This window comes from Catenuloplanes atrovinosus (assembly GCF_031458235.1).
Lineage (GTDB): Bacteria > Actinomycetota > Actinomycetes > Mycobacteriales > Micromonosporaceae > Catenuloplanes > Catenuloplanes atrovinosus.
On the sequence record NZ_JAVDYB010000001.1, the window covers coordinates 3,491,595 to 3,504,571 of the forward strand.

Annotated in this window: 10 protein-coding genes; 5 read left to right on the forward strand and 5 right to left on the reverse strand. The window is 73.4% G+C overall.

Annotation, left to right across the window (positions count from 1 at the left end; translation table 11 throughout):
* Nucleotide 1: 1 nt before the first annotated feature.
* The 4 genes from J2S41_RS15735 to J2S41_RS15750 all read left to right on the forward strand — a co-directional run bounded on the left by J2S41_RS15735 (nucleotide 2) and on the right by J2S41_RS15750 (nucleotide 5,346).
* Nucleotides 2–1,420 carry a short-chain fatty acyl-CoA regulator family protein gene (locus J2S41_RS15735; protein WP_310368441.1) on the forward strand — a complete coding sequence of 473 codons (1,419 nt, stop codon included), beginning with the start codon at nucleotides 2–4 and terminating at the stop codon, nucleotides 1,418–1,420.
* Nucleotides 1,421–1,557: 137 nt separating this feature from the next.
* Entirely contained in the window at nucleotides 1,558–2,730 is a 1,173-nt protein-coding gene (locus tag J2S41_RS15740) for a pectate lyase (RefSeq protein WP_310368443.1), read from the forward strand.
* Between the two features lie 86 nt (nucleotides 2,731–2,816).
* A complete protein-coding gene (locus J2S41_RS15745; RefSeq protein WP_310368445.1) occupies nucleotides 2,817–3,179 on the forward strand; it encodes an effector-associated constant component EACC1 in 363 nt (120 codons plus the stop codon).
* Nucleotides 3,166–5,346: a caspase family protein gene (locus tag J2S41_RS15750; protein ID WP_310368447.1), complete on the forward strand. Its 2,181-nt coding sequence runs from the start codon at nucleotides 3,166–3,168 to the stop codon at nucleotides 5,344–5,346. Before J2S41_RS15745 ends, J2S41_RS15750 begins: the two co-directional genes overlap by 14 nt.
* 6 nt (nucleotides 5,347–5,352) lie before the next feature.
* On the opposite strand, the gene J2S41_RS15755 is transcribed toward J2S41_RS15750, so the two are convergent.
* From J2S41_RS15755 to J2S41_RS15770, 4 genes are all read right to left on the reverse strand, one after another.
* Nucleotides 5,353–5,784 carry a hypothetical protein gene (locus tag J2S41_RS15755; RefSeq protein ID WP_310368448.1) on the reverse strand — a complete coding sequence of 144 codons (432 nt, stop codon included), beginning with the start codon at nucleotides 5,782–5,784 and terminating at the stop codon, nucleotides 5,353–5,355.
* Nucleotides 5,785–5,997: 213 nt separating this feature from the next.
* The gene (locus tag J2S41_RS15760; protein WP_310368450.1) at nucleotides 5,998–6,681 is read right to left on the reverse strand and encodes a DUF998 domain-containing protein; all 684 of its coding nucleotides are present in this window, start codon (nucleotides 6,679–6,681) and stop codon (nucleotides 5,998–6,000) included.
* Nucleotides 6,682–6,770: 89 nt separating this feature from the next.
* Nucleotides 6,771–7,493 carry a ZIP family metal transporter gene (locus J2S41_RS15765; protein WP_374728131.1) on the reverse strand — a complete coding sequence of 241 codons (723 nt, stop codon included), beginning with the start codon at nucleotides 7,491–7,493 and terminating at the stop codon, nucleotides 6,771–6,773.
* Between the two features lie 459 nt (nucleotides 7,494–7,952).
* Nucleotides 7,953–8,831, reverse strand: coding sequence for an AfsR/SARP family transcriptional regulator (locus tag J2S41_RS15770; protein WP_310368452.1), 879 nt, complete (start codon nucleotides 8,829–8,831; stop codon nucleotides 7,953–7,955).
* A gap of 180 nt (nucleotides 8,832–9,011) precedes the next feature.
* Between J2S41_RS15770 and J2S41_RS15775 the strand changes: the two genes are divergently transcribed.
* Nucleotides 9,012–10,247 (forward strand): AMP-binding protein, encoded by a 1,236-nt coding sequence (locus tag J2S41_RS15775; protein WP_310368453.1) that lies wholly within the window; start codon nucleotides 9,012–9,014, stop codon nucleotides 10,245–10,247.
* Here J2S41_RS15775 and J2S41_RS15780 read toward each other — a convergent pair.
* Nucleotides 10,228–12,972, reverse strand: coding sequence for an AfsR/SARP family transcriptional regulator (locus J2S41_RS15780; protein WP_310376388.1), 2,745 nt, complete (start codon nucleotides 12,970–12,972; stop codon nucleotides 10,228–10,230). The genes J2S41_RS15775 and J2S41_RS15780 overlap by 20 nt on opposite strands.
* Between the last annotated feature and the right edge of the window lie 5 nt (nucleotides 12,973–12,977).

A 12,977-nucleotide genomic window follows, 5' to 3' on the forward strand; every position in this document is an offset into this window, starting at 1 on the left:
TTTGCAGTACTGCCAACGCGCTGACCGGGAGGAGCTGAGGACCATCACCAAGATCTTCGCCGGGGCGCGGCTGCGCCGGCTGCGGGAGGAACGCGCGCTGAACCAGACCGAGCTGGCCCGGCACCTCGGCATCTCACCGAGCTATCTCAACCAGATCGAGCACGACGTACGGCCACTCACCGCGCCGGTGCTCATCCGCGCCACCGAGCTGTTCGGCGTCGATCCGGGCGTGTTCTCCCCGCACGCCACGCCGCAACTCGTCACCGCGCTGCGCGAGGCGCTCGACGGCGTCGGCGGCGTGGCCGGCCTGACCGAGCTCGCCACCCGGCTGCCGGACGTCGCCGAGGCCGTGATCGACCTGCACCGGCGGTACCGGCAGGTGGCCGACCAGCTCACCGAGCTGGTCGGCGACCGGGAGCGGGTCGGCCGCAGCCCGCACGACCAGGTCACCGACTTCTTCCACCGGCGGCAGAACTACGTACCCGCGCTGGACGAGGCGGCCGAGGAACTGGCCACCGCGATGGGACTGCGCCGCGGCCGGGTCCGGGCCGCGCTGTGCGACCGGCTCGCGCGGCGCCACGGGATCGAGGTCGCGCACGACGAGGAGCTCGGCGGTGACCTGCACCGGTACCGCGCGCGGACCCGGACGCTGCACCTGGCCACGTCGCTGCGCGCCGGGCAGGAGGCGATGCGGATGGCCGCGCAGCTCGCGCTGCTGGAGTTCGCCGACGTGATCGACGAGATCGTCGAGGAGGAGCGGTTCGACGACGTACAGACGCAGATTCTGACGCGGGTCGGGCTGGCCAACTACTTCGCGGCCGCGCTCATCCTGCCGTACGAGCGGTTCCTTACCGCGGCGGAGCAGCGCCGGTACGACATCGAGCTGCTCACCGAGCACTTCGCGATGGGCTGGGAGAGCATCTGCCACCGGCTCAGCACGCTGCAGCGCCCGCGCGCCCGGGGCGTGCCGTTCTCGTTCGTGCGCGTCGACCGGGCCGGCAACCTCTCCAAGCGGCAGTCCGCCACCGGCTTCCCGTTCTCCCGTACCGGCGGCACCTGTCCGCTGTGGAACGTCTACGAGGCGTTCGGCGCGCCGGGCCGGGTGGTCACCCAGGTGGCGGCCATGCCGGACGGGCAGCGCTACCTGTGGATCGCCCGGACGATCACCCGGCACCACGGCGGCTACGGCCAGCCCGGCAAGGCCTACGCGATCGGGCTGGGCTGCGAGATCCGGCACGCGGGGCGGCTGGTCTACTCCGCCGGCATGGACCTGCACGACGCGGCCGCGGCCACGCCGATCGGGCCCGGCTGCAAGACCTGCGAGCGGTCGAACTGCCCGCAGCGCGCGGCGCCGCCGATCAACGGGCGCCTCGACCTGGACGAGAATCGCAGCACGTTCATCCCGTACCCGCTGCGCTGATCGGCCTTGCCACATCGATCGAGCCGAATCTATGCTCTCAGGAATGCGCTTTCCAGCAGGACAGCGGTGTGGCGCCGGTGCACTTCTCGACCATGAAGGTGAGAACACGGATGAAACGGTCAACAGCCCTCCGATGGGTGACCGGAAGTGCCATCGCGGCGGTCGGCGCCGCGGTCATGCTGTCGCTGCCCCAGGCCTGGGCCGCGGACGGCAACCTGAGCCTCGGCGGCGGCGCCGACGGCTCCAGCAAGGCCGGCGGCACCAGCTACGGCAACGTCAAGGACGGCAGCACTAGCACGTACTGGTCGCCGAGCGGCGCGACCGGCTACGTGTCGGTCAAGTGGAGCAGCGCCACCTCGGTCAACCGGGTCGTCATCCAGCAGGCGTCCGGCGGCGGGTCGATCACCGGGTGGCGGCTGCTCAACGCGGACAGCGGCGCCGTGCTCGCCAGCGGCAGCGGCAGCCCGGGCACCATCTCCTTCGCCGCCACCTCGCTGAAGAAGGTCACGCTGGACATCACCGGCGCGTCGAGCGCGCCACGGATCGCCGAGTTCGAGACGTACTCCGGCGGCGGCTCCACACCGACGACCGCCCCGACCACCGGCGGCCCGGTGCCGACGCCCACGGGCGGCGCCGGCACCCCGACCGGCGCGTGGCCGTCCTCGGCCGGCTCGGTGTCGATCTCCGGCACGGTCAGCGTGTCCGGCACGTTCGACGGCGGGATGAAGACCTACTGCTGCATCGGCGACGGCGGGCAGAGCGAGTCCCAGGACCCGATGTTCTCCATCGCGAACGGCGGCACGCTGCAGAACGTCATCCTCGGCTCCCCCGCCGGTGACGGCGTGCACTGCGAGGGCACCTGCACACTGCGCAACGTCTGGTGGAACGACATCGGCGAGGACGCCGCCACGTTCAAGGGCACCGGCGGCGGCACCTCGTACGTGATCGGCGGCGGCGCCCGGTCCGGCAGCGACAAGACGTTCCAGCACAACGGCAACGGCACCGTGAGCATCAGCGGCTTCTACCTCAAGGGCTCCGGCAAGCTGTACCGGGCCTGCGGCAACTGCTCGACCTCGCATCAGCGGCACGTGAGAATCGACAACGTGCTGCTGGACGACATCGACATGGTCGCCGGCATCAACAGCAACTGGGGCGACACCGCCACCATCACCCGGGTCACGCTGGTCGGCTCGGCCACGGTGTGCGGCAAGTACCAGGGCGTCAGCAAGGGCAACGAGCCCTCCTACCTCGGCGAGGGCTGGAACGACGCCAACTGCAAGGTCAACCGCAGCGACATCACCTATCGATAGGCACGGCACACCCGGGCCGGCCACCCACGACGGGGTGGCCGGCCCGCGCCTCTGGGGGATTGCCCCGCCCACGTACGATGACGTCCGTGAATGGGCCGTTCGAGGTGTCGATCCGGGTCGACGACCAGCCGTCTCTCTACCGCTGGCTGACGCTCGATCCCGACGTGCGGCGCCACGCCACGGTCACGCTGCCGTCCGCGCCGCCGCGCCCCGGCGGGATGGGCGGCGCCCTCGACGTCATCAACGTGGTTCTCGGCAACGGCATCGCGCTGAGCAGCCTGCTCGTCGCGGTGTCCGCGTGGCGGGAGTCCCGGCCCCGGCCGCCGGTGACCCGGATCGAGCGCGGCGACGTCAGCATCACCATCGAGGACGCCTCGCCGGAGACCGTGCGCCGGATCGTCGACGCGCTCGGCGACCCGCCGGCGGAGCCGGGCGATGGCGCTCTCTGATCCTGGCGCCTCCCGCGCCGTCCTGATCGGCGTCCACTCCTACGCCCGGATGCCGGACCTGCCCGCGGTCGCGCGCAACCTGGCCGATCTGCGCGCGGCGCTCACCGACCACCGGACCTGGGGACTGCCCGACGGACATTGCCGCGTCGTCGCTGCGCCGCGCGACGCGGAGGCGATCCTCGACGCCGTGACCAAGGCGGGAGAGCAGGCGACGGACACGCTGCTCGTCTACTACGCCGGCCACGGCCTCACCGACCCGCACAGCGACGAGTTGCACCTGACGCTGCCCGGCTCCAACCCCCAGTTCAGCGCGACGGCGCTGCGGTACGACGATCTTCGGCGGGCGATCCGGAACCCGCTGGTCCGCGCGCGCCGCACGGTGGTGATCCTGGACTGCTGCTACAGCGGGCGCGCGCTCGACGGCGGCATGGGCGCCACCCCCACCACCGAGCAGACCGTGACCGAGGGCAGCCACGTGCTGACCGCCGCCGGTCCGACCAGGAGGGCCTGGTCACCGCCGGGTGAGCGGCACACCGCCTTCACCGGGGAGCTCATCCGGGCGCTCACCAACGGCATTCCCGACGGGCCCGAGTTGCTGAGCACCGATGTCGTCTACCGCCATGTCCACACGGAACTGCGGGCGAAGGGCCGTCCGGAGCCGCAACAGGCGAACCGTAACGCCGGCGGCGACATCGTCATCGCCCGCAACCGCGCCGTACCCGGCGCGCCGCCACCGCCGCCGCCGCCGTGGTGGCGGCGGATCCGGTTCCCGGCCCGCACGCCGATCTCACTGGCCGTGGTGGTGGCGCTGGCGGCAGTGACCGCGATCGCCTGGCGGCTGTGGGACGGAGCCCGCGCGCCGGACACCGCGCTGCCGGACACCGTGCACGCCTGCCGGGCCGCCGGGACGGTGCCGCCCGGCGCCGCTGCCGCCTACGGCTGCCGCTACCACGACGGCCGTCCCACCGCCGTGGCCGTCTACCCGAACTCGGCCGCGCTCGACACCGCCTACGACACGGTGCGCGACGGCGCCCGGGGCGTCCGGAGCACCGGCGACTGCACGACGGAGGAGGACGCCGAGCACCGCTATCCGGTCACCGGCACCGCGGCCGGCCGCGTGCTGTGCACCAGCTGCGCCGACGGCACCAGCATCGTGTGGACCGACGACGACACGCTCGCGCTGCTCCGCATCGACGCGCCGGCCACGGAGCGGGTGGCGCTCCGGGAGTCCTGGAACCGGATGGTGGCGTCGCCGCCCGCGTTCCCGTCCCCCGCCGAGAAGAAGCTGATCGGCATGGGTGTCGGCACCGGGTGCAAACGGGCCGGCATCAGTGAGCTGGACGACTTCCCTGGCGCGATCGCCGCAGTCGCCTGCATCGGCGAGCGCGGCCAGCCCGCCACCTACTTCCAGTTCGAGTCGCTGGCGGGGCTGCAGCGGGCGATGACCGACCACCTGCCCGGCGACGGCGACCTCGCCGTCGAGAGCTGCTCCGGCGGCGAGGAGCCGGACTACACCGGCGGCCGACGGTACGACGTACGCAGCGTCTACCTCGGAGTGGTGCTGTGCTATGCCGCCGTCGACGGCAACCACATCGTCGAGTGGAGCGTCGAGCCCTTACTCGTCGCCGGACGCATCGCGGGCAGCGTGGCCGCGTCTCTGGTCGACTGGTGGACGAGTTACCGGGCCCCGCCGACCGAGCTGGTCGTGCAGACGCTCAATCGTCAGGTCGGGTTCCCGAACGAGGCCGAGAAGGCGCTGCTGGCCCTGATCCCCGAGCCGTCCAGGAAGGACTGCATGCGCCCGTCGGAGGAGTTCAAGGGACAGCACGTCGGAGGGTATGCCGTGTCCGCGGCCGTGGTGTGCCGGGCCGGCACAGGACCGCCGATCATCTTCTATTACCAGTTCACGAACAAGAAGGACCTCACCGAGAACTACGCCCCGGACGCCGGACCGGACGGCGACTGCACCGCCTCCGACACCGCGGTCACCGGCGAATCGGCCTACTCACGCGGCGGCACCACCGGCCGGCTGCGATGCGAGGATCAGGACGGCAGCCTGGCCCGGTTCTGGACCGACGAGCGGCGGCTCATCTTCGGGCTCGCGTTCCAGGGCAGAGACGCCAAAGTCATGGCGGAGTGGTGGGAGCACGACGCGGGCCCGCTCTGAGGCCGCTCACCCGCGGACCGTGCCACTCACCTCCAGCGTGCCCGTCCCGCTGCCCGAGCCCTCGGTCCGCCCGGTCACCGCGCCGTCGAAGATCGCGATGAGTTCGGCGTATCCGCCGCGGTGCGTCAACGTCAGATTCCACCGGTGCTGCCTGCCGTCCGCCGGAACCTCCACGGTCTTCCGCCACGGCAGCGACACGGACTCCTCGGTGCTGCTCTCGCCGTCCAGTTCGTACACGATCGACACGACCTCGGCGTCACCCTCGGCGCTGAACACCAGGTTGTGCGGCGCCTGCACCGCGACCGAGGTGGTCACCGGCGCCGGCGCCGATGCCGGCGCTGACACCGGCGCCGGCGGCTCCCGGTCCACGCCTCCCCCGCCGCAGCCGGCGACGAGGACGGTCAACAGCACGCCGATCCCGTACCCAAGAGGTCGCATCCCGCGACTGTAGAACCGGGCCTCACCGGCATTGGCTCCGTTCGCGAGTTTCGCGCTCTGGCGCGAACTTCGTGATCGATCTTGACTCGCGGGCCGCCAGCCGCCGTCCTTCCGGCTTCCCCGCTGGCATGATCTTCCTGCGAGAGGCTTCGTGCGGGCCGGCCGAGATCGAGCCGGACCGGGAAGACGCTAAGCGCGAGCGACTCGGTTTGGTCAGCGGGTCGCCCGGCGGCGGTCGACGGCGAAAAGGAAGAGCCAGAGCCAGCCGACGGACACGCACAGCCGCTGCCAGAGTCCTGCGGCGGAGGTCCACGGGGCGACGCCGGAGAAGCCCATCGTCGCGAAGGCGAACAGCACAGCGAACGCCACCGAACTCAGAGCCGAGTAGGCGGCGAACCAGATCGATCCGCGACGCGCGAACGCGACGCTCGCGGTCAGCATGGCAAGGGCCAGCGCGGTGAAGCCGGGCAGCGAGAATGCGAGATCGTGCAGTTGTCCGTGCCAGGTGGCCGGAGTCGCGGCCGTCGGGTAGCCCCCCACGGGGTCGGTGGGAAAAACGCCCGCGCCGATCAGCCCGATGCCCCATATCGCCACGAGCGGCGGCACGACCAGCGAACCGGGCCCGGGGCGCAGACTGCGCCGCAGACCGATCGAGAACAGGACCACCAGCAGGCCGGCGGCGATGAAGGCGGTCACCTGCCGCCAGCCCTGCGGTCCCAGAGCGAGCGAGCTGACCGGATGCCGGAGCGGGGAGTATCCGCCGCCGCGGAGCGCGCCTTCCGCGAGGAACATCGCGGTGAACAGAGGACCGGCGACAAGACCGGCGATGAGCAGTCGGCTGGGGCGGGAAGGTGGCCGCTCAGGAGCGGCCGCCGGCACGGCGGTCAGCAGCGTCATGCTGTCAACCTTAGTTGACAGCTACTCCGGTCGTCAACTTAGGTTGACAGCCGTCACCGCCAGGGCGATCAGGTCTCCCCATCGAGGGACTAGGCGTGGGTGAGCATGAAGGCCAGCAGGAAGCCCGCGCAGGTGATGATGCCGACCAGCGGGCCGGAGTATTTCACGGCCACCGGGACCATCGTGTCGGCCAGCATGGTCAGGATCGCGCCGGCGGCGAAGGCCTGCACGACCGCGACCGTGGCCGGGCCGGCGCCGCCGAGCAGCAGGTAGCCCAGGGCGGCGGCCACGGCGCAGACGACGGTCACGCCGCACCAGAGGGAGAGGATCCAGCGTGCCGAACGGCCGGAGGCGCGCAGGCCGACGGCGGCGGAGAGTGACTCGGGCACGTTGGACAGGAACACCCCGGCGACCACCGCCACGCTGACCGTGCCGCCGCCGAGCAGCGAGACGCCGATCGCGGCCGACTCCGGGATGCCGTCCAGCATCGCGCCCAGCACCAGGGCGAGCGCGGCGCCCCCGGCGTTCGCCGCCGGATGCTTGCGCCGGTCACCGCCGCGCCGGTCGACGATCGCGTCCCCGGCGAAGAACGTCAGCGCACCGGCCAGGATGCCGATCCCGACCGGAACCGCGCCCGCCTCGGTGAACGCCTCCTCGACCAGGTCGAACGAGACCGTCGAGATCAGCACGCCGGCCCCGAACGCCATGACCACGCCGACCACCCGCTCCGGCACCGGCCGCACCAGCCCCAGCACGGCCCCGAGGACGAGCGCGAAACCGCCGACGAACCCCCAGAACGCAGCCTCCAGCACCGCGCCCATGCTAGTCCGGCGTTCCGTCGCCCGCCGATCGACGCCGTCGAAGACCATGAAGGCCAGCTGCCCGCTTCCGGCGTGGTGGCGGTCCGCATGCTCCCGCGGGCACCGGTCGTCGCTAGCGCTCCTCCCTGCCGGTCCCGCGGCTGGTCGCGCCAAGAAGCGGGCGGCCGGCAACGTTTCGGGCCGCCCGGCCTGTCCGGCGGGAACGTCACCCGCGCGACAGAACTCGACCGGCGGCGGACCTCGCGCGCTCTCCCCGGCCACGCCGGAACCGGCTCCGTCGCCGCGAGCGGAGCGGAGCGCCAGCGGAGTCGAAGCCCGCGGCGAGGTTGGCCCGCGGGAGCGTGCGGGACTCAGCCACGCCGGAAGCGGGAAGATCGGAAAGCGGGAGAAGGAAACGGGTCCAGGCGTCCCTCCCGCACCGGGACGCCTGGACCGTGATCGGGAGGACGGTTAGAGGCCGGTCCTTCGGCGGTGGCGGCGTGGGCGCAGTGGGGCGGCGACGCCGCCGGGGCGCTGGCTGCCGGATCGAGGGATCGGGGTGCGTGGGGTGGTGGCGGCCGGGTGGACGGCCGGGAGCACCAGGTCCGGGTCGGCGGCGAGGATGCGGCGGTGGGCGGACTGGAGGCCGGCTCCCGGGTCGATGCCGAGTTCGTCCGCGAGGAGCAGGCGGACGTCCTGGTAGACGGCGAGCGCGTCGGCCTGGCGGCCGGCCTGGTAGAGCGCGAGCATCAGCAGTTCGTGGACGCGTTCGCGGAGCGGGTGCTCGTCGGCGAGCGCGACCAGTTCCGGGATCGCCTCCTCGGCGTGGCCGAGGTCGACCTCGGCGGCCAGCAGGTCGATGCGGGCGGCCAGCATCTGCTGTTCGAGGCGGGTGCGCTGGGCGTCGGCGTACGGGCCGCCGGCGCCGGAGAGCGGCCGGCCGCGGTGCAGGGCGACGGCGGCGCGCAGCGCGTCGGCGGTGGCCTCCGGGTCCCCGCGGCGGCGGGCCTCGCGGGCCTCGGCCACGTGCGCATGGAAAACGGTTACATCGGTGGCCTCACGATCGACCGGCAGCGCGTAGCCGCCGCCGACGGAGACGATGGTGGCGGCGTCACGCAGCAGCGTGCGCAGCCGGGACAGGTAGGTGCGCACCGTGTTGATGGCGCTGCGTGGCGGCTCGTCCCCCCAGACGGCCGCGACGAGCTCGTCGACGGTGACCATGGCGCCCTCGCGCAGCAGCAGCGCGGCCAGCACGGTGCGCTGCTGCGGTGAACCGAGCGGCAGCTCGGTGGCGCCGTCCCAGGCCCGAACCGGCCCGAGCAGCGCGAAACGTATCCCCCCGGATGTCATGCCTCTACATCCCCCCACAACGTCTGTACGGTCAACGCCCACCGGTAGTCCGGTGGACGATATGAACGCTAGAAGGATGGACAGGTCAACCACTGAGCAAATTCTGAACGCGCCGCTCAGCGCGCTCCGATCATTGCGGCGTCATGCGATCGTCGATCCCGCGGTGGTGGTTTGAGGGTCATGACCACCCCGGCCGCACCGGTCCGCCCCGCCGACATCCTGTCGGCCGTTCTCTCCAACGACTCGCACGCCGTGGCCATCCGGTACGGCGACCGCAGTTGGACGTGGCGCGCGTTCACGGCGCGGGTGCGGGCCGCGGCCGGCATGCTGCACGGGCTGGGCGTGCTGCGCGGCGACCGGGTGGCGCACCTGGCCGGTAACGGCCCGGCCACGCTGGAGATCGCGCTGGCGTGCGCCTGGATCGGCGCGGTCTACGTGCCGATCGGCGGGCGGACCACGGAGGGCGAGGCCGCGTACATCGTGGACGACGCCGCCGCGCCGGTGCTGCTGTGCGGCGACGGGCGCGCGGAGCGGATGGGCCGGGTACGCGTGCTGATGCCGCACCTGCGCGAGCTGGTCGACATGGAGCGCAGTTACGAGCTGCTGCTGGCGGAAGCGCCGGCCACCGTCCGCCGGACCGATGTCGCCGACGACGACCCGTTCTGCCAGCTCTACGGGCCCGGCCGGGACGGTTTCCCGCGCGGCGCGGTGCTCACGCACGCGGCGATGGCGTCGGTCTGCGACGCGCTGGCGGACGCGATCGGCCTGACGCCGTCCGGGGTGAACCTGGTGGTGACGCCGATGTCCCGGGTGGCCGCGCTGTCCCAGGCGCTGATGGGGGTACGGCACGGCGCGCAGACCGTGATCATGCCGGACGTGTCCGCGGCCGCGGTGCTGGACGTGATCGAGTCGCTGCGGGTGACGCACACGTTCGTGGTGCCGACGCTGCTGGCCGCGATGGCCGCGGAGCCGGGCGCCGCCGGCCGGGACCTGAGCAGCCTGGTCAACCTGGCCTACGGCGCCGCGCCGATGCCGCCGTCGATGATCCGCGCGGTCGAGTCCGTGCTGCACGCGAACCTGTTGCAGGTGTACGGCGTGACGGAGGCGGCCGGCGCGACGACCGTGCTGCGCGCGGCCGACCACGCGGACTCGGTGCGGGTGGCGTCCGCGGGCCGGCCGCTGCCGGGCGTGCGGCTGCGGATCCGGGACCCGCGCAGCGGCGAGGGCATCCCGGACGGCGTGGTCGGTGAGGTGTGGGTGTCCTCGCCGCGCGCGATGACGTCGTACTGGCGGCAGCCGGAGGAGACCGCGGCGGTGATGACGCCGGACGGCTGGCTGCGCACCGGCGACACCGGCTACCTGGACGCGGACGGATACCTCTATCTGGTCGGCCGGGTCAGGGAGGCGGCAGCATAGCCCGCAGCCGGTCCGCGGACGGGTGGTAGACGCCGTCCAGCCGTTCCGCCGCGCGGGCCCGGCAGTGCGCGGACGCGCCCTCGTGGCCCAGCTCGTGGTGGCAGGCGGCCAGCCGGGCCAGCAGCTCCACCGTGATCCACTCGTCGTTGCGCTGGAGCGACAGCGCGTGCTCGTACGCGGAGATGGCACCCTCGAGGTCGCCGGCGTGCTGGCGCATCCGCCCGATCTGCTGCCAGCCGTTCTGCACCTGCAACCAGTTGCCGATGCTCTCGTGCACCGCGATCCCGGCCGCGCGCTCCGCGACCGCGGCGTGCACGTCGCCGGTGCGGTGCAGCACGCGCAGCGCGGTCAGCCGGTAGGTGAAGCCGATCAGGTCGCGCGCGTGCGTGGTGCGCCCGTCCACGCGGCCGGGCGGCCCGGTCCGGTCGATCTCGTCGAGCAGCGCGCGCATCTCGTCCGCGTACCCGGCGGCCCGCTCGATCGACTCGCCGTCCGGCCATTCGTCCCGCTCGGTGATCGCGCTGCCCATGCCGCCCAGCCCGATCGCGATCCGGATCGGGTCGCCGGCCTCGCGCCCCACCTCCGCGGTCAGCGCCCACTCCCGGAACGCCTGGTCGTGGTCGCCGCCCCGGAGGTAGCAGTTGCCGAGCACGTTGTGCAGGTAGCCGCGCCACCACAGGTCACCGCGGCGGCGGGCGGCGGCCAGCGCGATGCGGGCGACCGGGATCGCCTCGTCCCACCGTCCGAGGTGGTCGAGCAGGAAGCCGTTCATGCCCCAGCAGAGCAGCCAGACGTACTCGTCGAGCCGGTGCCGGTCGGCGGCCCCGACCGCGGCGCGCAGGTTCGCCCGCTCCGCCTCGAACCAGGCGACCGCGTCCGGTACGTCGACGGGCGTGAACGGGACGACGCCGTCCGCGGGCGTGCCCGGGTCGAGCTGCCGGCGGTACGGGTTGGCGAGCCGCGCGCCCGCGACCACCGAGTGCAGGTAGTGGTCGAGGATGCGGCGCAGCGCGTCCTCCGGCAGGTCGTCGGAGATCTCGGCGGCGTAGGCCCGGACCAGGTCGTGCGCGGCGTACCGCCCGGGCCGGGGTTCGCTCAGCAGCTGCGCGTCGGTGAGTTCGCCGAGCAGGTCGAGCGTGCCGGAGGAGGTGCGGCCGGCCACGCTGATCGCGGTGGCCAGCGCCACGTCCGGCCCGGGGTGCCGGCCGAGCCGCCGGAACAGCTCGGCCGCGTCCGGTCCGAGCCGCCGATAGGACCAGGAGAAGACGGTACGGACGTCCCGCCCCGCGTTGACGGCGGAGAAGGCGTCCAGCCCGTCCCGGCGGCGCAGCTCGGCCGCGACCGTGGCCAGCGTGAACATCGGGCTGCGGTCGGCCCAGGCGGCGCAGATCGCCAGCGCCAGCGGCAGCCCGCCGCACACCCGGACGATCTCCGCGGCGGCCCACGGCTCCGCGTCCACCCGCGCGGCGCCGAGCCGGGAGCGCAGGTAGCCGACCGCGTCCGCGTCGCTGAACACGTCCAGGCCGACCGAGCGCGCGTCCTCGTCGACCGTGAGCCCGCCGAGGTAGCTGCGGCTGGTGACCAGCACGGCGCAGCCGGCCGAACCGGGCAGCAGCGGCCGGACCTGGTCGTCGTCGCGCGCGTTGTCCAGCACCACCAGCACCTTCCGGCCGGCCAGCACGCTGCGGTAGAGCGCGGCAAGACCGTCCAGGGTGGACGGCTGGTTGGCGCGGGGCACGCCGAGCGCCTCCAGGAAGCCGTGCAGCGCCTCGGCCGGCTCCAGCGGCGCCCCGCTCGGTGCGAACCCGCGCAGGTCCACGTAGAGCTGCCCGTCCGGGTAGCGGGTCGCGGCCCGGTGCGCCCAGTGCAGCGCCAGGCTGGTCTTGCCGACGCCGCCGAGGCCGCCGACCAGCACCAGCGGGCGCGGGCCGGCGACCGCGTCGAGGCGGGCCAGTTCCGCGGTCCGGCCGGTGAACGCGGCGGGCGGCGCGGGTAGCTGCGCGGGGCGCACCGTGCGCCGGTCGGTCAGCTCGCGGTGGGCGTCGCGCAGCATCGGGCCGGGCTCGATGCCGAGCTCGCCGACCAGCCGCTCGCGGGTGAGCCGGTAGCGCTCCAGCGCGTCGGCGGTGCGGCCGGCCGCGGCGAGCGTGCGCAGCAGCCGGGCGTGCAGGCCCTCGTCGTACGGGTGCCAGCCGGTGGCGCGGTCCAGCACCGGCGCGAGCACGGCGCCGCGGTCGCGGTCCAGCGCGACGTCCGCGGCCTCGGCCAGCACGGCCGCGTGCTCGCGGTCCAGATCCGCGAAGACCGGGTGCGCGCGGGCCTCCGGCGGCAGTCCGGTGCCGGCCGGCGCGGTCCACAGCCCGAGGGCCGCCGCGTACGCGTCCACCGCCGCCTCCGGCCGACCGGCCTCGACCAGGTCCCGCGCCTGGCTCAGGAAGGCGCGAAAGCGCCGCAGGTCGGAGTCGACGTCTAGGCGGTATCCGGCGGCGGAGCGGCCGATCGTGCCGGCCACCCGGCGCAGCCGGCTGACGTACTGCTGCACGGTCGCGGCCGCGGCCTGCGGCGGATCGCCGGACCAGAGCACGTCGGAGATGACGCCGGCCGCGACCGGCTCACCGGCGGCGGCGAGCAGCACGGCCAGCAGCACCCGCTGTTGCGGTGAGCCGAGGTCCAGCTCCGTGCCGTCGCGCAGGCCGCGGACCGGGCCCAGCACCTCGAACCACATCGGCA

What these genes read in the sequence shown, in the direction of transcription:
- J2S41_RS15760 (WP_310368450.1), bottom strand. Translation starts at nt 6,681, where the DNA reads ATGACGCTGCTGACCGCCGTGCCGGCGGCCGCTCCTGAGCGGCCACCT.
- J2S41_RS15780 (WP_310376388.1), bottom strand. Translation starts at nt 12,972, where the DNA reads ATGTGGTTCGAGGTGCTGGGCCCGGTCCGCGGCCTGCGCGACGGCACG.
- J2S41_RS15750 (WP_310368447.1), top strand. Translation starts at nt 3,166, where the DNA reads ATGGCGCTCTCTGATCCTGGCGCCTCCCGCGCCGTCCTGATCGGCGTC.
- J2S41_RS15775 (WP_310368453.1), top strand. Translation starts at nt 9,012, where the DNA reads ATGACCACCCCGGCCGCACCGGTCCGCCCCGCCGACATCCTGTCGGCC.
- J2S41_RS15770 (WP_310368452.1), bottom strand. Translation starts at nt 8,831, where the DNA reads ATGACATCCGGGGGGATACGTTTCGCGCTGCTCGGGCCGGTTCGGGCC.
- J2S41_RS15755 (WP_310368448.1), bottom strand. Translation starts at nt 5,784, where the DNA reads ATGCGACCTCTTGGGTACGGGATCGGCGTGCTGTTGACCGTCCTCGTC.